Source organism: Kribbella sp. NPDC050281 (assembly GCF_040655855.1).
Lineage (GTDB): Bacteria > Actinomycetota > Actinomycetes > Propionibacteriales > Kribbellaceae > Kribbella.
The window spans coordinates 36,670-61,237 of record NZ_JBFAKS010000052.1 but is presented as its reverse complement, the minus strand read 5'-3'; the positions used below and the strand labels follow the sequence as shown (position 1 = coordinate 61,237).

The following is a 24,568-nucleotide window of genomic DNA, read 5'->3' as shown; positions in this document are numbered from 1 at the left end:
TGTACCAGCTCGACCTCGACAGCACTGATTGCCGGCCGGTAGTTGTGCCGACCGCGGGACCGGTCGTCGATCCGCGCAGCCTTGCTGCCGAGTCAACTGTGCGTGGGTCAGCCGCCGAACATCTCGCGGAGGGCTGTTTCCTGTTCGGCGGAGAGGTTCGACTGGACGAGGCGGGCTGCCTTCTGCAGGCCGGTTGCTTCGAAGGTTGCCTGGACCTTGTCCAGGACTGCCTCGCTCGACATCAGGAACAGGGCGGACGTTCCGGGCGTGATCTGATCGCGGGCGGACTTGATGAAGTCGTCGTCGATGCCTACATCGGCGAGCGATCCTGCGATGGCGCCCGATGCGGCTCCGATGGCGGCCCCGGCGAACGGCATCAGGAAGATCATCCCGAAAAGCATGCCCCAGAACATCCCGCCGATCGCGCCCACGCCGGTCAGACTGCGCAACTGCCGGGTCTTGGGCCTCTTCGCCTCCGGCTGCCACGACACCGACGCCGCGTCGTGCACCCTGATCAGCCCCTGCTTGGCCAACCCCTCCAGCGTGCCGATCGCTTGGTTGGCCCCGTCCCAGGTCGAGAACTTCCAGACGGTCAGTGTCGACATCGCGCGCCTCTCCCCTCCAGCTCCGGGTGATCGTTGCCAGCCTCCCGCCCCGATACTCCGATCGCCTCACCCCGCTCGGGTGACACCGTGCCCGCCGTCAGCCGAGGGGTTTGACCATGAGTAGGCAGGGGTTGCCGGGCCAGAACGCCGGCGTTTCCTCGAGCGGCAGGAAGCCGACAGACCGGTAGAAGGCTCGAGTCATCGCGTAGTTGGAGTCGTCTCCCGACCGGACAATGATGGCGGGGAGCTCGCGCGCCGATTTCACCTAGGCATCATTTGCTTCTGCCATGCCGAACCAGGCGGGCAGTTGACTCAGGAGCCGCGCAGTAGTGCTCGCCCGTTCGTCCGCCTCCACCGTCGCCGAGATCGTCACGTCCGTCACCCTCGAAGGCTCGCAGATGAGTGCGGCAGCGTCATCCGGTTTGCAGGCGACGGGCGGACCTTAGGGGCGGTTACGCTCGCGGGGTGTTGGTTGAGCCGGTGCGGTTGGAGTGGGGACCCGAGACCTGGGATGCGTGGCGGCCTGAGGAGATTTCCGCGCTGCTTGCCGGGGTGGACGCGCGATGGTGTGTTGTGGGTGGGTGGGCGCTGGATCTGTTCCGGGGTCACCAGACACGGGCTCATGAGGATTTGGAGATCGCTACGCCGCTGTGGGAATTCGACGTACTGCGGGAACGGCTGTCGGCGTACGAGTTCTTCGTGGCCGGGCGGGAAGGGTTCTGGCCGGTCGACGGGGCGGGTGGGGCGTACTTCGAGTACCAGCAGACCATGGTGCGGGATCCGGCGAACGGGAAGTGGCGCGTTGACGTGATGCGCTGCCCCGACGACGGCGCGAACTGGATCTGTGCTCTCGACCGCGCGGTTCACAGGCCGTATGACGACTCGGTGGCCCACGCGTCGGACGGCATCCCATATCTCAAGCCCGAGCTCGTCCTGCTATTCAAGGGCCTGCAGACCCGCCCGAAGGATCAGGCAGACTTCGAAGCCACCGCACCGCTGCTCGATGCAGACGCGCGCAGCTGGCTCGCGGACGCGCTGACAGAGACCAAAGGCAGCAACCACCCCTGGATCAAGTCGCTGGACTGACCCCATTCTGCGCCAAGGGAAACAATTCCCCCGCGTTATCCGACCGCCTTATCGGAATCAATTCGATACGCTGATCAGCTAGCTTAATTCGGTACTTTGTGCTATTCTCAAAAAGCTTTGTATTGTGACCGCATGGTTCAAATCATTCGGTATCTGCAGGACGGTGTGGAGCTGGTCGGGGAGCTGTACGGCGAGGCGTCGTCCCCGCAGCCCGGGTTGCTGTTGATCCACGGTGGGGCCGGGCTTGACGAGCACGCGCGGGAGCAGGCGCAGCGGTTCGCGAGCGAGGGGTACACGGTGTTCGCCGCCGACATGTACGGCGAAGACGTCCGCGGCGATCGCGCCAAGCTGATGGCCCTACTGGCTACCTTTCGCGACGACCACCAGTCCCTCGCGAGTCGGGCGCAAGCCGGGCTGAGCGTTCTCACCGAGCACCCGGCGGTCTCCGAGGTAGTCGCCGCGATCGGCTACTGCTTCGGCGGGATGGCCGCGCTGTCGCTGGCCCGGGCAGGCGTGCCTCTCGCCGGCACGGTCAGCATTCACGGATCGCTTGCGACGCCAACCCCGACGGCGGTCGGATCGATCGCCGCCAAGGTTCTGGTGTGTCACGGCTCGGCCGACCCGCATATCCCGCTGAGCGATGTCACGACGTTCGCCGAGGAGATGGACGGAGCCCAGGCAGAGTGGCAGCTCAATCTGTATGGCAACGCCCAGCACGGCTTCACGCACCGCCACGCGGCTCCGGGTGACACACCGGGCGTCGCCTACCAATCGGCTGCCGATGAGCAGTCATTCGACGACGTACTGCGATTCCTCACCACCCTGAAGAATTAGGGCCTCAGGTGGGCCGGACGCCGGTGATGGTGCCGTCGGGGGTGGTGGTGTAGAGGCCCTTGGACAGGTCGACGAGGACGAGTGGGTTGCCGAAGGGGTCTCGGACTACGGCGACCCGGCCGACCGGGATGTCCAAGGGTCCGGTCACGATGGTGCCGCCGTGGTCGGTGATGGTGGCGATGGCCGTGGCTACGTCGTCGACCAGCCAGTTGGGTTCGTACGGACTGGTCGTGGTCAGCACCAGTTCGCTGTCCCCGTCCGGGAGTCTGAGGCCGGCTTGGCCCAGGTCGTCGTTCCGCCAGAGGAGGCGGTGGCCGAGGGCCTCGACGTAGAAGGCAAGGCCCTCATCCAGGCTCGGCACCGGGACCTGTACGGCGTCGACTCGTCGCAGGAGTCCGTCATCGGCCATACCCCCAGCATGCGTCACGCAGCCAGGGCTGAACCCTCAGAGCGCCCCGGAAATGGCCTTCTTGCGAAGATCGGAACGGTAAGCCTCCAGCGCGATCAGCTCGCCGAACATCTTGTTGTAGTCGTCGGCCCGATCGATCGGGTTCGTCCGCTGCAGCTTCGACTTCAGATCCTGGATCCGCCGAGCACAGGTCAACTCCTGCAATCGAGCCAGCAACGCCAACGCATAAGCCTCATCCGGTTCACGACCCAGCCGCAGCGGGTCGACCGCGAGCGCGCTCACGACGGCGGCGGCCGGATCGTTGCCGATGGCATCGCGTACGGCGACCACCCACGCCTCAGCCGCGGGCGCGGCCGACGGCCCACCGGCCTTCGCCATCGCGGTCCGCACCGCGGCCAGCCACGGATGGGTGAAGTCGTGGTCGTCCAACTCGTCGAACGCGACCCCGACCAGCGCGGGATGCTGCATCGCGATCTTCAGTACGTCCCACTCGATCACGAACCGCTGATCCCGCGGCGACGGGATGTCGATACGAGGCGGCGGTGCAGCGACCTCAGGCTGCCCGACCGGAGCACGGCGGTCCCCGACCGGCTCCGGCCCTCGCGACGCAGCGCGATAGACCTCGGACCGGACCTGGTCGACCTCCATGCCGAGTTGCCCGGCCAGCTCACGGGTGAACGAGTCCACCTTCGAACGGTCGCGGATGCTCACCACCAGCTTCGCGGCCTCGCGCAGCGCGTCGATCCGCGTGTCCGCGCGATCCAGGTCGTACTTCGACAGCACGTTGGTCAGCACGAACCGGTACAGCGGCACCCGCCGGCCGATCAGCTCCCGGACCGCGGCGTCGCCCTTCTGCAACCGGACGTCGCACGGGTCCAGCCCGTCCGGCTCCACCGCGACGTACGTCTGCGAGGCGAAGGCCTGGTCGCCCGCGAACGCCTTCAGCGCCGCGCGTTGACCGGCCTCGTCACCGTCGAAGGTGAAGATCACCTCACCCCGGAACTGGTCGTGATCCAGCAGCAGCTGCCGCAGCACCCGGGCGTGGTCGTCGCCGAACGACGTCCCGCAGGTGGCGACCGCCGTCTGCACCCCGGCCAGGTGACACGCCATCACGTCGGTGTAACCCTCGACGACCACGGCCTGGCGGCCCTTCGCGATCTCGCGGCGGGCGAGGTCGACGCCGTACAGGACCTTGGACTTCTTGTAGATCGGGGTCTCGGGTGTGTTCAGGTACTTCGCTTCGATCCGGTCGTCATCGAAGAGGCGGCGGGCCCCGAACCCGATCACGTCCGACGACGCGTCCCGGATCGGCCACATCAGCCGGCCGCGGAACCGGTCGTACAGCCCGCGCTGACCGTCGGCGGACAGCCCGGACGCGACCAGCTCGGCGTTGGTGAAACCTCGGCCACGCAGATGCGCCGTCAGCGCCTCACCACCGCGCGGCGAGAACCCGACCCCGAAGTACACGGCCGCGTCCTTGTCGAACCCGCGCTGGTCCAGGAACTGCCGCCCGGCCGCCGCGTCGGAGGCGCCGAACAACTGCTCCACGAAGTACTCCGCGGCGACCTTGTGCGCCTCGACGAGCCGCGGCCGCTGATTCCCCGGACCGCGCTGGATCGGCGCGCCGGAGTCGTCGTACCGAAGCTGGATGCCGACCTTCGAGGCCAGCGTCTCGACCGCTTCGCTGAAGCTGATCTGGTCGATCTTCTGGATGAAGTCGATGACGTCGCCGCCCTCTTGGCAGCCGAAGCAGTAGAAGAACCCGCGCGCCGGGGTGACGTTGAACGACGGCGACTTCTCGTCGTGGAACGGGCACAACCCCTTCAGCGAACCACCGCCGGCGTTCTTCAAGGTGACGTACGAGCCGACGATGTCGTCGATCCGGGCGCGCTCGCGCACCAGCGCGATGTCCTCGTCCTTGATCCGGCCTGCCACCCCGTGAGTCTACGATCATCGGCAAGCACTCCCGGCCACGGGAGGACGAACTGGGGAAAAGTACGTGCGCCTTCTCGCTCTCGCCGCGGCCTTCACCGCCGTGATCCTGACCGCCGGACGTCTACGTGATGATCAACCAGGCTGGCTTCGACCCGAGGCAGGTCGGCAACGCCGGGGCGGACGCGCCGTACTGCACGACTGACGGTCCGGCCGTCGAGAGCCGCTCGTACGCGACGTACCTGCAGGGTCAGCGGGCCTTCTACAACCAGGCGCCGGGCGCGTACGGCCGCTGTGTCCTGTCCGACTTCGACGAACGGCCGCGGTACCCGATCGAGACTCCCGACGTGAACGCGATCCGCTGGATGCCGGACCAGTCGTTCGACGGCTACCGCCAGGCGGTCCGCAACGCGACCGCCGACATGGCGACCTCGACCCGGCCGTCCACCGTGGACAACTACCTGTTCCTCTGCGCGTGGAACGAGTGGCACGAGGGCGGCATCCTCGAGCCCAACGAACGCGACGGCTGCGCCTGCCTGGACATCCTGCACACCGAGCTCCAACTCCAGGGCCCCGGCTGTGTCGCTGATCCGGAAGGCACTCCCCCGAGCTGATGACATAGGTTGGAGGGCGTGCCACGAACCCTGCGCCCTGGTCAACGGTCCGAGCTCTACGTCGTCGACATCGCCACGGGCGAGCGTCGTCTGGTGCACAGCTCATCCACTCTGCTCTTCGAAGCGCCCAACTGGACGCCGGACGGACAGCTGATCGTCAACGGCGACGGGCGGCTGTTCAGAGTCGGCAGTGCGCTGCAGGAGATCGACCTCGGCGGGGTGCCGGCGATCAACAACGACCACGTCGTGAGCCCGGACGGTACGACGGTGTACGTGTCGGCCGACGACGGTCACCTGTACGCCGTACCGTTCGACAGCTCGGGCCCGCGGCGGGTGACCAACGACCGCGGACCGGGCTTCCACCACTACCTGCACGGTGTGTCGCCGGACGGGAAGACGCTGGCGTACATCGGACTGACGAATATCGACGGGCGCCGGATCGCCAACGTGTGGACCATCCCGGCCGCCGGTGGGGCTGACGTCCAGGTCACGAACGACGAGTACGCCGACGACGGGTCGGAGTACAGCCCGGACGGGAAGTGGATCTACTTCAACTCCGAGCGGGCTTCGACGACGCCCGGCCACGCGCAGCTGTTCCGCATCCTGGTGAGCACGGGTGAGGTCGAGCAGCTGACGTTCGACGAGCGGGTCAACTGGTTCCCGCACCCCGCGCCGGACGGGTCAGTGATCGCCTACGTCAGCTTCCCGTCCGGCACCTTTGGTCATCCCGCGGATGTGGACGACGTACGCCTGCGGCTGCTCAGCCCGGGCGGCGAGATCCGGGAGCTCGGGACGCTGTTCGGCGGCCAGGGCACGATGAACGTGCCGAGCTGGTCGCCGGACAGCCAGTCCTTCGCGTACGTCGCCTACCCGCTCTAGACGTCCGCCAGCTCCACCGACGTGTCGGCGAGGCGGGCGGGGTCGACCTGCTTACCCGAGCGGATGAGGTCCTGGATGGTGTCGATCGTGTCCCAGTTGTTGACGTGCATGCCGGCCAGCACGTGCCGATCGTCGTCCAGCCAGAACGCAAAGTAGGCACCGGACTTCGGGTCGCCGCGCAGCACCACCTGGTACGACGTCCCGCGCGGAACCTCACCGGCGTACTCCATGCCGAGGTCGAACTGGTCGGTGAAGAAGTACGGGATCGCATCGTGCGCGACGTCCTGGCCGAGCATCGCCTTGGCCGCCGCGACACCGCTGTCCTTCGCGTTCTGCCAGTGCTCCACCCGGACCGACCGGCCGAACAGCGGGTGGTCCCACCGCGCCACGTCTCCGGCGGCGTAGACGTCCGCCACCGACGTCTTCAGGTCGGAGCCGGTGACGATGCCGGAGCCGTTCTCCCGGGTCGCGACCTCGATGCCGGCCTCGGCGGCGAGCTCGGTGTTCGGCTGTACGCCGACGCCGACGATCACCAGGTCCGCCGGGATGACCTCGCCACCGGAGAGCCGTACGCCGGTGACCTTGTCGGTGCCCTCGAAGCCCTCGACCCCGGTGCCGAACCGGAACCGAACCCCGTGCTGGCGGTGGAACTCGGCGAACAACTCGCCGACCTCTTCACCGAGCACGGACGCCAACGCGGTCGACTGCGGCTCGACAACCGTCACCTCGGAGCCACGTTCCCGAGCGGCCGACGCCGTCTCGAGGCCGATCCAGCCCGCGCCGACCACGACCACGCGCGGCTTGGCGACGTACGCGTCGTCCAGCGCCTGCGACTCCTCGGCCGTCCGCAGGTAGTGGACCCCGGGCAGGTCACCACCAGGTACGTCGAGACGGCGCACGCGACTGCCGGTCGCGATCAGGAGCTTTCCGTAGGACACCTGAGAGCCGTCGTCCAGGGTGACGGTGTGGCCGGCGACATCGATGCTGGTGACGGTCTTGCCGAGCCGCAGTTCGATCTTGTTGTCGTCGTACCACTGCTGGTCGTGAAGTTGCGCGACCTCTGTCTCGTCCTTGCCGAGCAGCACCCCCTTGGACAGCGGTGGTCGCTCGTACGGCAGCCGCGTCTCGCTGCCGATCAGGACGATGCCTCCGGTCCAGCCGTCGTTCCGAAGCTCCTCGGCCGCGGTCGCACCTGCGAGACTCGCGCCGACGATGACAATGGGCTGCTGGTCTGCGTCACTCATACCCAGCAGATTAACCCTTCAACGACGTGTGCCAGGCAAGAGCTGACGGGTCGGTCAACGACGCGACCTGGTCGACGATGACGCGCAGTCGCGCGTCGTCGTCCGCGGCCTCGGCGAAGTCCGCGGCGAACGCGGTGTCGAGGTGCTGTGGAGCGGTTTTCCACAGGGCCTCGACAAGCTCGGTGAGCAGCTCGCGCTGGGTGGCGCGGCGCGCCTGCCGCTCGGGCGAATTCAGCACGTGGAACATGCCGACGCCCTTCAGCAGGCCAATCTCCACCCGGATGCCGTCCGGGACGACCAGGTCCGCCTCGTAACGAATCAGCCGCGAGCGGCCGAACACCGCATGCGTCGCCTGCTCGGCCGCCGTGCAGAACCGGCCGATCAGCTGACTGGTCAGGTCCTTCAACCCGCCGAGCGCGCGCCGGCTGTCGTCGAACGGCGTTCCCGGCCAGTAGGCCAGCGAGGTCAGTCGCCGCCAGCCTGCGTCCAGCTCCGCATCCGTTGCCTCTGGCAAATACATCTGCCGGACCGTCTGCCAGTACGTCGCCCGGTCCGCACCCACCTGCGCCAGGTCGATGTGGTGGGCAACGATCCCGTCCTCGACGTCATGCACCGAGTAGGCGACGTCGTCGGCGAAGTCCATCACCTGCGCTTCCAGACACCGCTGCTCGCCGACGCCCTGGCGCAACCAGGTAAAGACGGCGAGATCATCGTCGTACACGCCGAACTTGCGCTCTCCGGCGCGGCGGGACCACGGGTACTTCGTCGCGGCGTCCAGCGTGGCGCGGCTCAGGTTGAGGCCGACGCTGCGGCCGGCCGCGTCGAACGTCTTGGACTCCAGCCGGGTCAGCAGTCGCAGCGTCTGCGCGTTCCCCTCGAAGCCGCCGATGCCGGCCGCCACCTGGTCGAGCGCGCGCTCGCCGTTGTGACCGAACGGCGGGTGGCCCAGGTCGTGTGACAGACAGGCCGCGTCGACGATGTCCGGGTCGCAGCCGAGCGTGAGAGCCAGCTCGCGGCCGATCTGCGCGACCTCGAGACTGTGCGTCAGCCGGTTGCGGACGAAGTCGTCGCTGCCGGCCGTCACCACCTGGGTCTTCGCCGCCAGCCGCCGCAGCGCCGCACTGTGCAGCACTCGCGCACGATCGCGAGCGAAAGCAGTCCGGCCCGGTCGTTTGACCGGCTCCGCCACCCAGCGCTCGGCGTCATGCTCGTCGTACCACTCGTGCTGCTTCCTCATCACCGCTCACAGTAGCGGCCGGCACCGACAGGTCAGGCGTAGACGCAGTACCGGAGCCAGACGGTGCCACCTTCGAAGACCTCGGTGCCGGCATGACGTAGCGGCAGCCCTTCCAGCCCGCACCATCGCCGGCCGGATCCGACGACGACCGGGTGGACCAGGAGTGCGATCTCATCGACGAGACCGAGCTCGAGCAGTACGGCGATCAGCGTCCCACCGGAGTCGACGCGGACGGTCTTGGCACCGCGGTCACCAAGGACATCGAGCACCTCGGCCAGATCGACCCGGTCGTACCCGGTCACGAGTTCGCGGGTCGTCGCGTCAGGCGGCCGGGCCGGCGTCTGGTCGGCGTACAGGGCGAGGACATCGGACCAGTGGCCGAGCCGGCGTAGCCCCTCCCACTCGCGGACCCGCGCTCGGCTGTCCACGACGGCGAGCAGCGGCGCGGCCGGCCGTGGACCGGGATGCGGCGCGGCGCGCACCGCGGCCTCCTGCGCCAGGATCGTGTCGGCACCGACCAGCGTGACGTCCTCCTGCCACAACGTCGCCAGCGCGTAGAACCGCGCGAGGTCGGCGTCGAACCCGGACGTCCTACCGTCCAGCGACACCGCCACCTGAGCCACTACCTGAGGCCGCATGCCCCGAACGCTAGGAGCCGCCACCGACAACCGGCGTTGCAGAGACTCGTTTGCAGAGACTACTCTGCAACCATGCGACGAAGGATCGACGCCCGCAGTCTGCGCGGACTGGCCCACCCGCTGCGGATGAGAATCCTGGAGGCGATCGAGCTCGACGGCCCGGCCACCTCCACCAGCCTGGCGGCCCGGCTGGGCGAGAGCACCGGCACGATCAGCTGGCACCTGCGGCTGCTCGCCGAGCACGGCTACCTCGAGGAAGACGTCGAGCGCGGCACCAAGCGCGAGCGCTGGTGGCGGCTCGCGGCGCGGCAGACAGTCCTCGACCCGGGAGAGTTTCGCGACGATCCCGAGACCAGCGGCGCGTTGAACGTCTACCTGCGAGATCTGGTCGAGCGGTACTTCGACCGCGTCCGCGCGTACGTCGACGAGAACTGGCCCGGCGAGTGGCAGCACGCGGCCGCCCTCTCCGACTGGCGCGATCTGCGCCTCACTCCGGATCAGCTGCACAACCTCAACGAGGAGATCGCCGCGGTCGTCGAGCAGTACGCCAGCACGGAGCCCGCGGGCGAGAACACCGAGCGGGTGATCGTGCAACTGCAGTCCTTCCCGCGCAGATCATGAGCCTGCTCCGGCGGCACCGCGACTTCCGGCTGCTCTGGACCGGCGAGACGATCAGCCGGTTCGGATCCGCGACCTCGTCGGTGGCGCTCCCGCTGATCGCGATCTCGATGCTCCAGGCAACCACCTTCCAAGTAGGCCTGCTGACCGCGGCCGCCTGGGCACCCTGGTTGCTGATCGGACTGCCCGCCGGCGCCTGGATCGACCGGGTACGCCGCCGCCCGGTCCTGCTGGGCTCCTCGGCAGCATCGTTCCTCCTCTTCGCCGCGCTCCCCCTCGCCGCGTGGGCCGACGTACTCACGATCCACCTGCTGCTCGCCGCCGCAATCCTCGCCGGGGCCGCCGCAGTCGTCTTCCAGACCGCCTACACCGCCTACCTGCCCAACCTCGTCGACCCGGCCGACCACGCCGAAGGCAACGCCAAACTCCACGGCAGCGCTTCAGCCGCCCAGATCGCCGGCCTGGGCTGCGGCGGCCTGGTCGTCCAACTGGCCGGCCCAGCCAATGCACTGCTCGTCGACGCAGCAACTTTTCTGGTCGCCCTCATGTGCCTGGCCGCGATCGGATTCCGGGAGCGCCGTACGACGTCCGGCCGCCGGGCCGGCGCGATCCGGGCAGGCATCGCGTTGGTGGCAAGGGATGTCTGGCTGCGGACTCTGACGATCTTCGGCGCGGTCTCGAACCTCGCGTTGATGGGCTACCAAGCCATCGTGGTCGTGTTCCTCGTCCGCGAAGCCGGCCTGACGGCGGGCACAGTCGGCGCGTTGGTGGCCGCCGCGACCAGCGGTGGGGTTGCCGGTGCCTTCGCGGGCCGTCGTCTCGCCGCGCGCTTCGGTACGGCGCGCGCACTGCTGATCTGTGAGCTCGGGCTACCGACCCTCGCCCTGCTCATCCCGCTGAGCAGCCTCAGCCCTTGGCTGTACCTGGCCGGTGGCTTCGGTGTCAGTCTCGGCGTCGTCGGCGGCAACGTGGTGAAGGCGACCTTCCTGCAGTCCTACTGCCCACCGGACCTGTTCGGTCGCCTGACCGCGACGAGTTCGTTCGTCAACTACGGAACGATCCCGCTGGGCGCGCTCCTCGGTGGAACACTCGGCCAGACTCTCGGACTCGGGCCGGCGCTCTGGATCACGACCGCGGGAGTCCCACTCGCGGGCCTGGTCCTGCTCTGCTCACCGATCCGCCGGCGCCGCGATCTCCCCACTCACCACGGCAGCGTCGTACCGGCGGCCACGACCGACTCCAGCCGGGACCGGATGGCCTGACGAGCCCGGTCGTACGCCTTGCCGTCGTCGTGCAGGATCGACGCGAAGTTGGCCGCCTCGTAGTACGCATTCAGGTCGAAGGCCAACTGGTTGGCGTCGGCGTCCACCTCGCCGGCCTCGACGGCCGCCCGGACGGTCTCCTCGATCAGCTCCATCCACTCCACATGGACGTCGATGAGCGCGTCGTGCACGGCGCCGTCGCGGCCGGCGTACTCGTGCGACACCTTCTGGAAGAAGCAACCGCCCGGGAACACCCGGCTGCTCGAGTAGTGCAGCCAGGACTCGCTCAGCGCCCAGACCCGTCCGAGGCCGGGCTCGACCTCGAACGCCGGCGTCACCACCTCGTCGGCGTAGATCCGCCGCGCGGCCCGGATCGTCGCGAGCTGCAACTCCTCCTTCGACCCGAAGTGCGCGAACAGCCCGCTCTTGCTGATCCCCAGCTCGGTCGCGAGCCGCCCGATCGACAGTCCCTCGAGCCCGTCGACCGAGGCGATGTCGACCGACCGGCGCAGCACCGCGCGCCGGGTCTGGTCACCACGCACCAACCGCCCGTCGACCTTTTCCACGACTCACGATCCTAGTGCCGGTTGACGTCGAGCTTCGGACAAACTAATAATACGACCGTTCGTATAGTTTGTTGAGGAGGAGACATGAAGCAGTTGATCCGGGCCGGACTGTCGACCGTCGAGAGGTTCTCTCCCCGGCTGGCCGGGCGACTCGCGTTCGCGCTCTGGCGCCGGCCGCTGGGCCGCGGCCGGGTGCGCGAGTCCGAGCGGGCGATCCACGAGGCCGCGCGGGTCGAGGTCGTCGGCGGCGTCGTCACCTACACCTGGGGTGACGGCCACCGCCCGGTGCTGCTCGTACACGGCTGGCGCTCACGCGCGTCCCGGTACGCCGGTTTCGTCGCGAGGCTGCTCGAGCTCGGCTACAGCCCGGTCTCGTTCGACGCTCCTGGGCACGGCGACACTCCCGGCCCGATCGTCTCGATCCTCGGCTACCAGCGCATCATCCGCGGACTGGAGGAACGCCACGGCCCGTTCGAAGGCGTGATCGGCCACTCCCTCGGCGTCCCGTTCGCCCTCTACGCCGTCCGCGAAGGCGTCGCCGCCCGGCGACTCGTCATGATCAGCGGCGTCGCCGAGTTCGGCTACCTGGCCGACACGTTCTGCCGCGAGCTCGGCCTCGGACCGAAGACCAACAAGGCGCTCCGGCGCTCGATCGAGCGCGGGTACTTCGACGGCGACGAGCAGATCTGGGACAGGTTCTCGGTGGCGACCGCCGACGCGGACCTGCTGGTGATCCACAACGACGAGGACGACGTCGTGGATCCCCGGCAGGCGCGGGTGCTGCTGCGGGCCTACGGGCCGCGAGCCCATTTCCTGGCAACGACCGGCCTCGGTCACCGCCGGATCATGACCGATCCGGAGGTGATCACCGAGGCCGTCGCCTTCCTGCAGGACGCGCGCGGGTCAGATGTCGCGGAAGGTCTCGATCTGAGCGCCTAGCGAGTTGAGCCGGGCGGCCAGTTCCTCGTAGCCGCGGTTGATCACGTAGACGCTGCGCAGGACCGACGTACCCTTCGCGGCCATCATCGCGATCAGCGTGACGACGGCCGGCCGGAGCGCCGGCGGGCACATGATCTCGGCGCCGGAGAAGTGCGTCGGCCCCTCGACCATCACCCGGTGCGGGTCGAGCAGCTTGACCCGGCCGCCGAGCTTGTTCAGGTCGGTCAGGTAGATGGCCCGGTTCTCGTAGACCCAGTCGTGGATCAGCGTCTGCCCGGTCGCTGTCGCCGCGATCACCGCGAAGAACGGCAGGTTGTCGATGTTCAGGCCGGGGAACGGCATCGGGTGGATCTTGTCGATCGGCGCGTGCAGCTTCGACGGCCGGGTGGTCAGGTCGACCAACCGGGTCCGGCCGTTCTCGGCCAGGTACTCCGCGCTGCGGCTGTAGTCGAAGCCCATCTCCTCCAGCAGCGCCAGCTCGATCTCGAGGAACTCGATCGGCGCCCGCCGGATGGTGATCTCCGAACCGGTCACGACCGCCGCGGTGATCAGGCTCATCGCCTCGATCGGGTCCTCCGACGGCGCGTAGTCGACGTCCACGTCGATGTCCGGCTTGCCGTGCACGGTCAGCGTGGTCGATCCGATGCCGTCGATCGTGACGCCGAGCAGGTCGAGGTAGAAGCACAGGTCCTGGACCATGTAGTTGGAGCTGGCGTTGCGGATCACGGTCACGCCGTCGTACCGGGCCGCGGCCATGATCGCGTTCTCGGTCACGGTGTCGCCGCGCTCGGTCAGCACGATCGGCTTGCCCGGCGACAGCGCCCGATTCACCACCGCGTGGTACTCGCCGCCGGTCGCCTTCACCTCCAGCCCGAACGGCCGCAGCGCCGCCATGTGCGGCTCGACGGTCCGAGTACCGAGGTCGCAGCCACCGGCGTACGGCAGCTGGAAGGTGTCCTCGCGGTGCAGCAGCGGGCCGAGGAACATGATGATGGAGCGAGTACGACGGGCCGCCTCGGCGTCCATGCTGCCCAGGTCGAGGTGGGCCGGCGGGACGATCTCGAGGTCGCCGGCGTCGTTCAGCCAGGTGGTCCGGACGCCGATCGAGTTCAGTACCTCGAGCAGCCGGTTCACCTCTTCGATCCGGGCGACCTTGCGCAGCGTGGTGCGGCCCTTGTTCAGCAGGCTGGCACAGAGCAGCGCGACGCCGGCGTTCTTGCTCGACTTCACGTCGATCGACCCGGAAAGCTCCCGGCCGCCGGCGACGCGGAGGTGGACCGGACCGCCACCGAGAGAGACAATTTCGGAATCGAGGGCTTCGCCGATCCGGGCGAGCATCTCGAGGGTGAGGTTCTGATGACCCTTTTCGATCCTGTTCACAGCACTCTGGCTGGTGTTCAGTACTTCCGCGAGTTGCGTCTGTGTCCAGCCGCGATGCTTGCGGGCGTCCCGGATGAGATTTCCGATCCGGCTCAGGTAGTCATCGGTCATGGGCCGGACCTTATCTCACATGTGAGATACCTCTGCATCGACCCGCCGGTTCGAGGGTAGCCAATGTCACGCCGATGCTCACACCAGCCCCCGGACGGGCCCCTCACCGTCCGTCGAAACCGCCGCCGCTTAGAGTTACCCCAACTCCCGCCGCCACCCGGAGAGGACCAGCAGATGCCCGATGACACCTCCGCCGCGGTGGTGAACGAGTTCGAGGCGGAGTCGTGGCCGCTCGATGCGGCTGCGGACAGCCTGCATCAGGTGATCGACGGGTTCCAGAACGGTGACACCCGGCCGCTGGTGATCGGCGACGGCGACCAGCCGGTCCTCGTGGTGCTCGCGGTCGCCGACCTGGCCGACTTCCGCGCCCGCGTCGCGGAGCTGCTCGCCAATCCGGTCGACGCCGGGTGGCTGCGGTACTACCTGCGCTCGAACTTCGACATGAGCTCGGAGCGGCTCGTCGAGTTGCTCGGCGTCGACGCCGAGCACGGCCTGTCGTCGCTGGCCAGCCAGGTGAACGTCGAGCAGGCCGCCGTACTGATGCCGGATCATCTGCGCCGGACCGAAGCCGGTGCGAACCCGCTGATGCTGATCGGCGACGGGATGATGGCGACGGCGGCGCTGGTCGCGTTCCCGGCGTTCCAGGTGCTGCTCGCGCTCGAGGGCGGGAAGGTCGACGACGACTCCTGCGCGCACGACGACGAGGAGAAGCCGACCACGCCGCTGGAGGTCCTGGCCGAGCGGCTCGGTCCGGTGTCGACTCAGCTGGTCGCCCAGATCAACTCCGGCCGCGAGCCCGGCCTGCCGCGGTACGAGCTGCACTTCGAGGACGACCTGCTCGAGCACCTGCGCGACCTGGAGGCACGGGCGCAGAAGGCTCCCGGTGGCGGTGCGTACGACGAGCTGAACACACTGCTGCAGCAGTTCGACGAGATGCGCAGCGGGCTGACCGAGGTCGAGGACGAGGAGCTGGACGAGGCGCCGTACCTGGAGGCGACCGACCTCAAGGCGGCGTTCCCGGACCTGCGGGACAGCTTCCGCGAAGGCTCGGACGATCCGTACCTCATCGGTCTCGACGGCCGTCCGCTCGCCGGGCTGATCACCTACGACCTGTACGAAGAGCTGCAGAAGGTCTCGGTGGAGCTCGACGGGACCGACGAGGCACCGGTGCTCCCGCTCCCCCAGCCGCGCTGGGAGAACGGGCCCCCGCTGCTGCCGTTCGATGCTGCGATCGAGGTCTGCGACGCGGTGATCGAGGACATCTCCAACGGCGAGGCGTCGATGATCTTCGTCGCCGACGAGGACGGCGAACCCGAACTGGTCCTGGCGCCGTTGGTCTGGCTCTGGGCGTACGTCGACCACCTCGACCTCGAAGGCGCCGACATCTGAACTCCCGCCCGTCGGCGTTCCGTGGCAGCGGACGCGTGGCACTCACCAAATGCGCGCGACCGAGGCGATCACGCTCAGCTCGCGGCCGGTGGTGACCGATGACCGGGGTTGGTGAGTGTGGCAGGTCCGCCTCCCGCCCGCGAGCTCAGCCCAGGGGGAAGAGGGGCTTCCACTCGGCGAGGGTGGCGATCTCGTAGATGTCGGCCGGGGTGTACGGGTCCTTCGCGAGGATCTCGCGGAGCTCGGCCTCGTCGGCGACGTCGTAGACGAGCAGCGCCCCGGTCTCGTCGGTGAAGGGTCCGGCGGCGACGAGCTTGCCGGCCGCCTTGAGCTCGGTGAGGTACTCGCGATGGGCCGGACGGACCTCCAGCCGGCGCTCGGTCTCGGCAACATCGAAGCGCAACTGCACGACATATTGGGCCATGCCGAAAACCCTACACGGCCTTGCCTGCAAAGGATTTGGTGCGGGAAGGGAGTCACGAGCCGCCACAGCGGCTGGTTCAGGTCAGACCCGAAAGTCGACGAGTGATCGCCCTTCCCGCCCGGATATTCTGACTACCTCACCGGCCGTTACGCAAGGGGTTGGTTAAGAGAAATATTGCGGACAGTTCAGGCCCGTGACGCTTCGTGATGGAATCCCCGGCCACACCCAGCGCCGCGCCGATCACCCGCACGGTCCGTCACGCCGCCCGGCTGTCAAGCCCCACAACCGGGCGGCGACGGAGGTTAGTCCAGTGCGGCGCGGCCGGCCTCGAGGCGGGCCACCGGGATGCGGAACGGCGAGCAGGACACGTAGTCCAGGCCTGCCTCGTGGAAGAAGTGGATGCTGTCCGGGTCGCCGCCGTGCTCGCCGCAGATGCCGAGCTTGAGATCCGGCTTGGTGGCGCGACCGCGGTCGACGCCGGTACGGACCAGCGCACCGACACCTTCCCGGTCGATCGACTCGAACGGCGACACCGCGAAGATGCCCTTCTCCAGGTAGCGGGAGAAGAAGGCGCCCTCGACGTCGTCGCGGCTGAAGCCCCACGTGGTCTGAGTCAGGTCGTTGGTGCCGAACGAGAAGAAGTCGGCCGCCTCGGCGATCTGGTCCGCGATCACCGCCGCGCGCGGCAGCTCGATCATCGTCCCGATCGGGATGTCCCACTCGATGCCCAGCTCGGCGATCACGCGTTCCACCTCGTCCCGGGCCAGGTGCAACTCCTGGACCGCGCCGACCAGCGGAATCATGATCTCGGGCTGCGGGTCCTTGCCCTGCTGCTTCAGCTCGACGGCCGCGGACGCGATCGCCCGGACCTGCATCGCGAACAGCCCGGGGATGACCAGGCCGAGCCGGACACCCCGCAGACCGAGCATCGGGTTCTCCTCGTGCAGCCGCTCAACCGCCGCCAGCAGAGCGGCATCGTGACCCGGGTCCTGACCGCGCTCGCGGGCCAGCGCGACCTTGACCGCCAGATCCTCCATCGACGGCAGGAACTCGTGCAGCGGCGGGTCGATCAGCCGGATCGTCACCGGCTGCCCGTCCATCGCGGCCAGCAACTCCAGGAAGTCGCCCCGCTGCAACGGCTCGAGCTCGGCCAGGGCCGCATCGCGATCACTGTCGTTGTCGGCCAGGATCAGCCGCTCGACAGCTTCCCGGCGCTCGCCCAGGAACATATGCTCGGTCCGGCACAGCCCGATGCCCTCGGCACCGAACCGCCGCGCCCGGGCCGCATCGTCCGCGGTGTCCGCATTGGTCCGTACGCCGAGCCGCCGTACCTCGTCCGCGTGCGTGATCAACCGGTGCACCGCGGCCACGAGCTCGTCGCCCGACTCGGGAGCCAGCGAACCTTCGAAGTACTGCACCACCGGGGACGCGACCACCGGGACCTCGCCGCGGAACACCTCTCCGGTCGTCCCGTCGATCGAGATCGTCTCGCCGGCCTCGATCACCGTGCCGTGCACCTTGATGGTGCCCTGGGCAACGTTCACGTCGAGCTCCTCGGCGCCGCAGACACAGGTCTTGCCCATGCCGCGGGCGACCACGGCCGCATGCGAGGTCTTGCCGCCGCGGCTGGTCAGGATCCCCTGCGCCGCGATCATGCCGTGCAGGTCGTCCGGGTTCGTCTCGCGCCGGACCAGGATCACCTTCTCGCCGCGGTCCGCGGCCTCGACCGCGGCGGCCGAGGTGAACACGATCGTGCCGGACGCCGCACCCGGCGACGCACCGATCGCCTTGGTGATGAGGTCGGTGTCCGCGTCCGCGTCGAACCGCGGGAACATCAACTGCGCGAGCTGCGCACCCTTCACCCGCTTCAGCGCCTCGTCGGTGTCGATCACGCCCTCGTCGATCAGGCTGGTCGCGATCCGGAACGCGGCCGCCGCGGTCCGCTTGCCGACCCGCGTCTGCAGCATCCACAGTTTGCCGCGCTCGACGGTGAACTCGATGTCGCACAGATCGCGGTAGTGGCTCTCGAGCTTGGCCATGATCGCCATCAGATCGTCGTACGACGTCTTGTCGATCTGCTCCAGGTCCGCGAGCGGGACGGTGTTGCGAATGCCGGCCACCACGTCCTCGCCCTGCGCGTTCTGCAGGTAGTCGCCGTACACACCGGGCTGACCGCTCGACGGGTCGCGGGTGAACGCGACGCCGGTGCCGGAGTCCATGCCGAGGTTGCCGAACACCATCGAGCAGATGTTGACCGCCGTACCGAGGTCGGTCGGGATCCGCTCCTGCCGGCGGTAGAGGATCGCCCGCTCGGAGTTCCACGAGCCGAAGACGGCCTCGATCGCCAGGTCCATCTGGGTCCGAGGGTCCTGCGGGAACTCGCGGCCGGTGTGCTCATGGACGGCCTGCTTGAACGTCTCGACCAAGCGCTTCAGGTCGTCCGCGTCCAGGTCGAGGTCGTTGCGGGTGCCCTTGACTTCCTTGGCCGCCTCGATCGCGTCCTCGAACACGTCGCCGTCCATGTCGAGCACGGTCTTGCCGAACATCTGGATCAGCCGGCGGTACGCGTCCCAGGCGAACCGCGGGTTGCCGGAGTGATGCGCGAGCCCGTTCACCGAATCGTCGTTCAGGCCGACGTTCAGAACGGTCTCCATCATCCCGGGCATCGACACGGCCGCTCCGGACCGGACCGAGACGAGCAGGGGGTCGTCGGCCTGGCCGAGCTTCTTGCCCATCTTCTGCTGCAGTACGTCGACGTGGTGGTCGATCTCGTCGGCCAACTCCGGTGGCACCGAGCCGGTGGTCAGGTACGCGCGGCAGGCCTCGGCGCTGATGGTGAATCCGGGTGGCACCGGCAGGCCGAGGTTGGTCATCTCGGCCAGGTTCGCCCCCTTCCCGCCGAGCAGCTCCTTCATGTCCTTGTTGCCTTCGGCGAAGTCGTAGACGAGTTTCGGCACGATCACTCCCTGTGGTTCAGGCGGTGCTTCTGAGCGCGGTGTGGTGGCCCGCTGGCCCATCGACTCCAGTGGCGGGGGCGTTGCTCTCAGAGTAAGCCCAAAAACCAGTCCAGTTGAACACTGGTCTCACGATGCCGACGTGACTCTGCCCACAGGTCGAAGGCCGGAAAACCCTTCCCCCGTTGACAACGCAAGACAATCGGCACGTCCGCCAACGAAACCTTCTGGCGAATCGATCCCGGGGTTTCGTCGCGTCGACGGCGGGTACCGCGAGTGGTGTTCGTCTCGCCGTCCGGCGCGTCGCGGTGCTCGCGGGTTACGCTCGGCAGTGCCGACGGTTCGCCTGGTCGGGTGGTCGACGACGAGGCGAGGCAACAGGGAACCCGGTGTGAATCCGGGACTGCCCCGCAGCGGTGAACGGGAACGACAGCCGTCAGACAGCACTGGACGCCCGGCGTCCGGGAAGCGACGGCCAGTAGGCCAACCGGTCAGACCGACCGGACTGCCCGTGAGTCCGAAGACCTGCCGACGGTCCGCGCACCAGCCGGTGCGCGGTGGATCGGTGGTCTCGTGGGAGGACCCGTCCGGCGTCTCCGCGACCCCGCCGATCCCTGGCACGCTCGCGAGGAGAGAGACGTGAACACCATCAAGACAGTGCTGGGCTATCCGCGCATCGGCCCGGACCGCGAACTCAAGAAGGCCGTCGAGAAGTACTGGTCCGGCGACAGCGACGCGGCCGAACTGGAGGCGACCGCCCGCCAACTGCGCGCCGACACCTGGCGCGATCTGGCCGGCCGCGGACTCGACGTTCTCCCCGGTAACACCTTCTCGTACTACGACCAGATGCTCGACCACGTGCAGCTGTTCGGGATCATTCCCGAGCGCTTCCGCGCCCTCGATCGCTCCGGACTCGACACGTACTTCGCGATGGCGCGTGGCCACGCCGAGGTGGCGCCGCTGGAGCTGACCAAGTGGTTCGACACCAACTACCACTACTTGGTCCCCGAGCTCACCGAGGACACGGTGTTCCGGCTCAACCCGGCCAAGCCACTCGAGGATCTGGCGGCCGCGCAAGAAGCCGGGGTGGAGACCCGCCCGGTCCTGATCGGGCCACTGACCTTCCTGCTGCTCTCGAAATCCACAACTCCGGGCTTCGAGCCACTCAGCCTGCTCGACCGTCTCCTGGACGCGTACGCCGAACTTCTCGGCAGGCTCGATGCCGCGGGTGCTGACTGGGTGCAGCTGGACGAGCCGGCCTTGGTCCAGGACCGCACACCGGCTGAGCTCGACGCTCTCCGTCGCGCGTACGACCGGTTGGCGAAGCTCACCGAACGCCCGCGTCTCCTGGTCGCGACGTACTTCGGAGATCCCGGTGCAGCCCTGCCGGTGCTCGCGTCCACAGCGATCGAGGGGCTGGCGGTCGACCTCGTGTCCACTCCTGGCCTGGTCGACCGGCTGGCCGTCTTGCCGGCCATCCAGCGTAAGACCGTTTTCGCCGGGGTGGTCGACGGCCGGAACGTCTGGCGCACTCCCCTCGGTGAGGCGTTGTCGACCTGCGTGCAGCTGCTCGGCTCCGTCGGCCGGCTCGCCGTTTCCACCTCGTGCTCGCTGCTCCATGTGCCGTACGACGTGGATGCGGAGGACGAGCTTGATCCGCAGGTGCGGGCGCGACTCGCGATCGCGCGGCAGAAAGTCGACGAGGTAGTCCTGCTCGGCCGTGCGCTCAGCGAGGAGGAGCCCGGCGTACTGGTGAACCTCGACAATCCGTCGCCCGGCTTGTTGAAGGAGTCCGGCCTCGCTCGTGAGCAGGCCGTCCGCGCCCGGGTCGCCGCGATCCGTCCCGAGGATCGGCAGCGAGCGCCGTACGACGAACGCCGGACCGCGCAGGAGTCGATCGGGCTGCCGGATCTCGCGACCACCACGATCGGCTCGTTCCCGCAGACCGCGGACCTCCGCCGAACCCGCACCGAACTCCGGTCCGGCCGGATCGACCAGGCGACGTACGACGAGCGGATGCGGGCCGAGATCGCGCGGGTGATCAGCCTGCAGGAGGAGCTCGGGCTGGACGTGCTCGTGCATGGGGAACCCGAGCGCAACGACATGGTCCAGTACTTCGCCGAACAGCTGGACGGCTTCGCGACCACCAAATACGGCTGGGTGCAGTCGTACGGCAGCCGGTGCGTCCGGCCACCGATCCTGTACGGCGACGTGTCGCGACCCGAGCCGATGACCGTGCGCTGGGCGTCGTACGCGCAATCGCTGACCGAGCGGCCGGTGAAGGGGATGCTGACCGGGCCGGTGACGATCCTGGCCTGGTCCTTCGTCCGCGACGACCAGCCCGCCGCCGTTACCGCCGATCAGGTCGCGCTGGCCCTGCGGGACGAGGTGGCCGACCTGGCGTCGGCCGGGATCAGGATCGTGCAGGTGGACGAACCTGCACTGCGCGAGCTGCTGCCGTTGCGATCGGCGGAGCAGAAGGCGTACCTGGACTGGTCGGTCGGTGCGTTCCGGCTGGCCACTGGCGGCGCGTCCGCCGAGATCCAGATCCACACGCATCTGTGCTACTCGGAGTTCGGTGCGGTGATCGCCGGGATCGACGGACTGGACGCCGACGTGACCACGATCGAGGCCGCGCGATCAGGTATGGAGATCCTCGGCGACCTCACCGCCGCCGGCTTCCGCCGCGGCGTCGGCCCGGGCATCTACGACATCCACTCTCCTCGCGTCCCCAGCCAGGACGAACTCACGGACCTGATTGACCGGGCCGTGGCGGCCGTGCCGGCAGACCGGTTGTGGATCAATCCGGACTGCGGCCTGAAAACCCGCGGCTACGACGAGGTGATCCCTGCGCTCCGGCACCTGGTCCAGGCGGCCCGGACCGCCCGCACCTGAGTGCCCTTGCCGTGGGCACCTTGTTAGGTGCCCACGGCAACCGGGTCAGGCTGTCACGGTGCAGTAGTCGGACGCCCAGAACGAGTCGCCCTTCCACATCTCCACGCGCAGGGTGTGGCGGGATCCTTCGGTCAGGTTCCCGGTGATCCAGTCGGTGTGATACGGGTAGTTGTGACCTAGGGTGCTTGCCCGGCGGCCGGTGTCCAGCACGGCCACGACACCCCACCCGTCCTTGGCCTCATCCATGCCCTGAGCGCGTCACCGGGGGTCCAGTCGAACGGGTCACCATTCCACTCGCCCATCCCGACCAGTTCGTCGTCACTGGATCGATAGACACGCAGGAGGTACCCCTTGTGGTCGCTGTCGAGCAAGGCGCAGGTCGAGTAGTAGGGCTCACCTGCGTTCGCCTCGGTCTCGGCGACCACTGCCAATCCACCGGCGAGCAGCGAGGTGGCAGCGACGAGTGCACCCACACGAGCTTTCAGATTCACAGATTGTCCTTCCAGGAACGTCCTTCAATGCCGCCCCTAGCCTGCACAATCTCTTGTGATATCGCAGCTGGTTTTTCACATCAACTTACGAGAAGTTACCATCACATCCTGCGGCGGGTGCGGAGGTAGTCGCCTACTACGGCGGCGCCGAGGCCGTCGGGGTCGGGGGCCAGGACTCGGCCGCCGCTGCGGCGGGCCAGGAGGTCGACGAAGGCGTTGAGGCGGGGGTCGTCGCCCAGACGGAAGACCGTGAGCGACGCGCCGAGTTTGGCCAGGCGGTCCACCTCGAAGATCGTCTTGCGGAGCGTGGCCGGCTCGGGTGGGTAGGAGAACTCCGCCGTACCGTCCGGCTCCAGGTGCGCGGTCGGCTCGCCGTCGGTCACCATCAGGACCACCGGCTGCGCGTCCGGATGACGACGCAGATGACGGCCGGCCAGCAGCAGGGCGTGATGCGCGTTCGTCCCTTGCTCCCAGGCGCCCTCCATCCCGATCAGCTGCGGCAGCTCGACGACTCCGGCGTACCTCCCGAACGTGATCAGCTGGAGCGCGTCGTTGCGGTAGCGCGTCGAGATGAGCTGGTGCAGGGCGAGTGCCGTCCGCTTCATCGGCAGCCAACGGCCCTCCTGGACCATCGACCACGACGTGTCGACCAGCAACGCGACCGCGGCCCGGGCCCGATGCTCGGTCTCCGCGATCTCCACATCAGCCACATCCAGCTTGACCGACCCACTGCGCGTAGCACTCCGCAGTACTGCGTTCCGCACGGTCCGAGGCACATCCCACGGCTGGGTATCGCCGAACTGCCATTGCCGGCTGGAGCCACTCAGCTCGCCCGCCGCCCCGGCATTGGCTGCGTCGCGTTCACCCGATCCCCGAGCAGCCCGCAGTACGTCGGCCAGCGCGGTCTGCCCGAGCTGTCGCAGAGCCTTCGGCGACAACCGCAACGAACCATCGGGCGCTCGCTCGAGCAAACCCTGGTCGCGCAGCTGCCTCTCCAGCTCGGACAACCGGCGAGCATCCACCGTTGCCTCGTCGCCGAGCTGCCGGGTGAGCGCATCGAGGTCGATGTCCTCGAGCCGCGCGCCCGGATACGACTGCGCCAACTGCTCGGCCAGCGCATCGAGCTCGGCGAGGTCGGACATCGCCTGCGCACCGTCGGCGAGACCGAGCGGGTCGTCACCGCTCATCCGCTCCGACCCGGTCCAGTCCTCCCCCGGCCGCAGCGACTGCAGCTGGGCGTCCAGCTGCGCCAACTGCTGGGCGAGTTGCGGACTGCCGAATGCCTGCTGCGACAACTCCATCAGCTCGGCCCGCTGCTCGGCAGTCATCGAGTTCATCATCCGCTGTGCCGCGGCCGCCCGCTGCGCCAGTACGTCGATCAGTTCGTCGACGTTCTGCGGATTCTCCGGGAAGAACTCGCCGTGCTTGGCCATGAACTCGTCGAACAACTCCGGCACCTCGGGCCGGTCCTGTGCATGCGCGGCGAGCAACGCGTTGAGGTCGGTGAGCATCTCGTTGATCCGCTCGACGTCCTCAGGCGTGGTCTGCTGCAGCGCCTCCTTCATGCCCTCGAACCGCGACCCGAGCAGCTCGCGCCCGAGCAACTCCCGGATCTCCTCGTACTTCTGCCGCGCCTCCGACGACTCCCACTGGTAGTTGGCCAGCTCCCGTACGGCGGCCGCCGTACCCGACGGAAGCGCGTCGAGCTCGGCCTCCTTGAACCGGGCGTCGTCGGACGGGTTCGGGAACAGCTCGCGCCGCTCGGCTGCCAGCGCCTCGTCCAGCAACCGCTGGACGTCCCGCAGGGTGCCGTCGAGGTTGTGCCGCCGCTGGATCTCGCGGCGGCGCTCCCACATCCTGCGGGTGAGGTCGTCCAGGCCCTGGGTGTTCCGGGTGCCGCGCCGGAGAAGTTCTTCCAGCGCGGACCGCGGCGACGAGCCGTTCATCACGTCGCGGCCGATCTCGTCCAGCGCGTCGCGCAGATCCGCGGGCGCCTTCAGTGGATCCGGCCCGTCGTGCCACGGCCCGTAGGACCAGCCTTCCGGTATGGACGCGGACATG

The 24,568-nt window shown here is 68.3% G+C and carries 22 protein-coding genes and 1 riboswitch; of the genes, 9 read left to right on the top strand and 13 right to left on the bottom strand.

The genetic code is table 11. The features are described from left to right. Positions 1-107: 107 nt before the first annotated feature. Entirely contained in the window at positions 108-605 is a 498-nt protein-coding gene (locus AB0I34_RS38880) for a DUF1269 domain-containing protein (RefSeq protein ID WP_360455820.1), read from the bottom strand. A gap of 97 nt (positions 606-702) precedes the next feature. Continuing rightward, on the bottom strand, positions 703-870 hold the full coding sequence (locus tag AB0I34_RS38875) for a hypothetical protein (RefSeq protein ID WP_360455817.1): 168 nt from the start codon (positions 868-870) through the stop codon (positions 703-705). 200 nt (positions 871-1,070) lie between these two features. Here AB0I34_RS38875 and AB0I34_RS38870 point away from each other — a divergent pair, with 200 nt between their 5' ends. Continuing rightward, the gene (locus tag AB0I34_RS38870; protein ID WP_360455814.1) at positions 1,071-1,691 is read left to right on the top strand and encodes a hypothetical protein; all 621 of its coding nucleotides are present in this window, start codon (positions 1,071-1,073) and stop codon (positions 1,689-1,691) included. 132 nt (positions 1,692-1,823) lie between these two features. Beyond that, entirely contained in the window at positions 1,824-2,525 is a 702-nt protein-coding gene (locus AB0I34_RS38865) for a dienelactone hydrolase family protein (RefSeq protein WP_360455812.1), read from the top strand. 4 nt (positions 2,526-2,529) lie between these two features. On the opposite strand, the gene AB0I34_RS38860 is transcribed toward AB0I34_RS38865, so the two are convergent. Continuing rightward, entirely contained in the window at positions 2,530-2,934 is a 405-nt protein-coding gene (locus tag AB0I34_RS38860; RefSeq protein ID WP_360455809.1) for a VOC family protein, read from the bottom strand. Between the two features lie 36 nt (positions 2,935-2,970). Next, a complete protein-coding gene (gene dnaG / locus AB0I34_RS38855) occupies positions 2,971-4,869 on the bottom strand; it encodes a DNA primase (RefSeq protein ID WP_360455806.1) in 1,899 nt (632 codons plus the stop codon). Between the two features lie 128 nt (positions 4,870-4,997). On the opposite strand from dnaG, the gene AB0I34_RS38850 reads away from it, so the two are divergent. Together AB0I34_RS38850 and AB0I34_RS38845 are read left to right on the top strand one after the other, a co-directional pair. Next, positions 4,998-5,480, top strand: coding sequence for a glycoside hydrolase family 99-like domain-containing protein (locus AB0I34_RS38850; RefSeq protein WP_360455803.1), 483 nt, complete (start codon positions 4,998-5,000; stop codon positions 5,478-5,480). An 18-nt stretch (positions 5,481-5,498) separates the two neighbouring features. After that, the gene (locus tag AB0I34_RS38845) at positions 5,499-6,359 is read left to right on the top strand and encodes a biopolymer transporter Tol (RefSeq protein ID WP_360455800.1); all 861 of its coding nucleotides are present in this window, start codon (positions 5,499-5,501) and stop codon (positions 6,357-6,359) included. On the opposite strand, the gene AB0I34_RS38840 is transcribed toward AB0I34_RS38845, so the two are convergent. Genes AB0I34_RS38840 through AB0I34_RS38830 form a run of 3 tightly spaced genes read right to left on the bottom strand, consistent with a single transcriptional unit; the run spans position 6,356 to position 9,478 of the window. After that, on the bottom strand, positions 6,356-7,603 hold the full coding sequence (locus AB0I34_RS38840) for an FAD/NAD(P)-binding oxidoreductase (protein ID WP_360455797.1): 1,248 nt from the start codon (positions 7,601-7,603) through the stop codon (positions 6,356-6,358). The two genes, AB0I34_RS38845 and AB0I34_RS38840, sit on opposite strands and share 4 nt — an antisense overlap. Positions 7,604-7,613: 10 nt before the next feature. After that, the gene (locus AB0I34_RS38835) at positions 7,614-8,840 is read right to left on the bottom strand and encodes a deoxyguanosinetriphosphate triphosphohydrolase (RefSeq protein ID WP_360455794.1); all 1,227 of its coding nucleotides are present in this window, start codon (positions 8,838-8,840) and stop codon (positions 7,614-7,616) included. Between the two features lie 32 nt (positions 8,841-8,872). Next, the gene (locus AB0I34_RS38830) at positions 8,873-9,478 is read right to left on the bottom strand and encodes a RibD family protein (RefSeq protein WP_360455791.1); all 606 of its coding nucleotides are present in this window, start codon (positions 9,476-9,478) and stop codon (positions 8,873-8,875) included. A gap of 72 nt (positions 9,479-9,550) precedes the next feature. Here AB0I34_RS38830 and AB0I34_RS38825 point away from each other — a divergent pair, with 72 nt between their 5' ends. Together AB0I34_RS38825 and AB0I34_RS38820 are read left to right on the top strand one after the other, a co-directional pair. Beyond that, the gene (locus AB0I34_RS38825; protein ID WP_360455788.1) at positions 9,551-10,099 is read left to right on the top strand and encodes a winged helix-turn-helix domain-containing protein; all 549 of its coding nucleotides are present in this window, start codon (positions 9,551-9,553) and stop codon (positions 10,097-10,099) included. Then, complete coding sequence (locus AB0I34_RS38820; protein ID WP_360455785.1) at positions 10,096-11,358, top strand: MFS transporter; 1,263 nt, start codon at positions 10,096-10,098, stop codon at positions 11,356-11,358. The genes AB0I34_RS38825 and AB0I34_RS38820 overlap by 4 nt, the downstream gene beginning before the upstream one ends. Here AB0I34_RS38820 and AB0I34_RS38815 read toward each other — a convergent pair. Beyond that, entirely contained in the window at positions 11,298-11,924 is a 627-nt protein-coding gene (locus AB0I34_RS38815) for a TetR/AcrR family transcriptional regulator (RefSeq protein ID WP_360455782.1), read from the bottom strand. The two genes, AB0I34_RS38820 and AB0I34_RS38815, sit on opposite strands and share 61 nt — an antisense overlap. An 84-nt stretch (positions 11,925-12,008) precedes the next feature. Here AB0I34_RS38815 and AB0I34_RS38810 point away from each other — a divergent pair, with 84 nt between their 5' ends. Then, positions 12,009-12,863, top strand: coding sequence for an alpha/beta hydrolase (locus AB0I34_RS38810; RefSeq protein WP_360455779.1), 855 nt, complete (start codon positions 12,009-12,011; stop codon positions 12,861-12,863). On the opposite strand, the gene AB0I34_RS38805 is transcribed toward AB0I34_RS38810, so the two are convergent. After that, positions 12,828-14,354, bottom strand: coding sequence for a UDP-N-acetylglucosamine 1-carboxyvinyltransferase (locus tag AB0I34_RS38805; protein ID WP_360455776.1), 1,527 nt, complete (start codon positions 14,352-14,354; stop codon positions 12,828-12,830). The two genes, AB0I34_RS38810 and AB0I34_RS38805, sit on opposite strands and share 36 nt — an antisense overlap. 174 nt (positions 14,355-14,528) lie before the next feature. On the opposite strand from AB0I34_RS38805, the gene AB0I34_RS38800 reads away from it, so the two are divergent. After that, positions 14,529-15,743 (top strand): hypothetical protein, encoded by a 1,215-nt coding sequence (locus tag AB0I34_RS38800; protein WP_360455773.1) that lies wholly within the window; start codon positions 14,529-14,531, stop codon positions 15,741-15,743. Between the two features lie 145 nt (positions 15,744-15,888). Here AB0I34_RS38800 and AB0I34_RS38795 read toward each other — a convergent pair whose 3' ends face one another. Together AB0I34_RS38795 and ppdK are read right to left on the bottom strand one after the other, a co-directional pair. Next, positions 15,889-16,167, bottom strand: coding sequence for a muconolactone Delta-isomerase family protein (locus tag AB0I34_RS38795; RefSeq protein ID WP_360455770.1), 279 nt, complete (start codon positions 16,165-16,167; stop codon positions 15,889-15,891). Between the two features lie 302 nt (positions 16,168-16,469). Then, entirely contained in the window at positions 16,470-19,127 is a 2,658-nt protein-coding gene (gene ppdK / locus AB0I34_RS38790; protein WP_360455822.1) for a pyruvate, phosphate dikinase, read from the bottom strand. A gap of 315 nt (positions 19,128-19,442) precedes the next feature. Then, positions 19,443-19,669, top strand: a riboswitch (cobalamin riboswitch). 91 nt (positions 19,670-19,760) lie between these two features. Here ppdK and metE point away from each other — a divergent pair. After that, complete coding sequence (gene metE, locus AB0I34_RS38785; RefSeq protein WP_360455767.1) at positions 19,761-22,016, top strand: 5-methyltetrahydropteroyltriglutamate--homocysteine S-methyltransferase; 2,256 nt, start codon at positions 19,761-19,763, stop codon at positions 22,014-22,016. 45 nt (positions 22,017-22,061) lie between these two features. Here metE and AB0I34_RS38780 read toward each other — a convergent pair whose 3' ends face one another. Beyond that, positions 22,062-22,262, bottom strand: coding sequence for a hypothetical protein (locus AB0I34_RS38780; RefSeq protein WP_360455764.1), 201 nt, complete (start codon positions 22,260-22,262; stop codon positions 22,062-22,064). A gap of 346 nt (positions 22,263-22,608) precedes the next feature. Continuing rightward, on the bottom strand, positions 22,609-24,567 hold the full coding sequence (locus AB0I34_RS38775; RefSeq protein ID WP_360455761.1) for a VWA domain-containing protein: 1,959 nt from the start codon (positions 24,565-24,567) through the stop codon (positions 22,609-22,611). Position 24,568 lies beyond the last annotated feature (1 nt).

Excerpts from the sequence above, each read along its gene's own strand:
- AB0I34_RS38880 (WP_360455820.1), bottom strand. The coding sequence starts at position 605 with ATGTCGACACTGACCGTCTGGAAGTTCTCGACCTGGGACGGGGCCAAC.
- AB0I34_RS38865 (WP_360455812.1), top strand. The coding sequence starts at position 1,824 with ATGGTTCAAATCATTCGGTATCTGCAGGACGGTGTGGAGCTGGTCGGG.
- AB0I34_RS38860 (WP_360455809.1), bottom strand. The coding sequence starts at position 2,934 with ATGGCCGATGACGGACTCCTGCGACGAGTCGACGCCGTACAGGTCCCG.
- AB0I34_RS38850 (WP_360455803.1), top strand. The coding sequence starts at position 4,998 with ATGATCAACCAGGCTGGCTTCGACCCGAGGCAGGTCGGCAACGCCGGG.
- AB0I34_RS38840 (WP_360455797.1), bottom strand. The coding sequence starts at position 7,603 with ATGAGTGACGCAGACCAGCAGCCCATTGTCATCGTCGGCGCGAGTCTC.
- AB0I34_RS38835 (WP_360455794.1), bottom strand. The coding sequence starts at position 8,840 with ATGAGGAAGCAGCACGAGTGGTACGACGAGCATGACGCCGAGCGCTGG.
- AB0I34_RS38830 (WP_360455791.1), bottom strand. The coding sequence starts at position 9,478 with ATGCGGCCTCAGGTAGTGGCTCAGGTGGCGGTGTCGCTGGACGGTAGG.
- AB0I34_RS38825 (WP_360455788.1), top strand. The coding sequence starts at position 9,551 with ATGCGACGAAGGATCGACGCCCGCAGTCTGCGCGGACTGGCCCACCCG.
- AB0I34_RS38820 (WP_360455785.1), top strand. The coding sequence starts at position 10,096 with ATGAGCCTGCTCCGGCGGCACCGCGACTTCCGGCTGCTCTGGACCGGC.
- AB0I34_RS38810 (WP_360455779.1), top strand. The coding sequence starts at position 12,009 with ATGAAGCAGTTGATCCGGGCCGGACTGTCGACCGTCGAGAGGTTCTCT.
- AB0I34_RS38805 (WP_360455776.1), bottom strand. The coding sequence starts at position 14,354 with ATGACCGATGACTACCTGAGCCGGATCGGAAATCTCATCCGGGACGCC.
- AB0I34_RS38800 (WP_360455773.1), top strand. The coding sequence starts at position 14,529 with ATGCCCGATGACACCTCCGCCGCGGTGGTGAACGAGTTCGAGGCGGAG.
- AB0I34_RS38795 (WP_360455770.1), bottom strand. The coding sequence starts at position 16,167 with ATGGCCCAATATGTCGTGCAGTTGCGCTTCGATGTTGCCGAGACCGAG.
- AB0I34_RS38780 (WP_360455764.1), bottom strand. The coding sequence starts at position 22,262 with ATGGATGAGGCCAAGGACGGGTGGGGTGTCGTGGCCGTGCTGGACACC.
- AB0I34_RS38775 (WP_360455761.1), bottom strand. The coding sequence starts at position 24,567 with ATGTCCGCGTCCATACCGGAAGGCTGGTCCTACGGGCCGTGGCACGAC.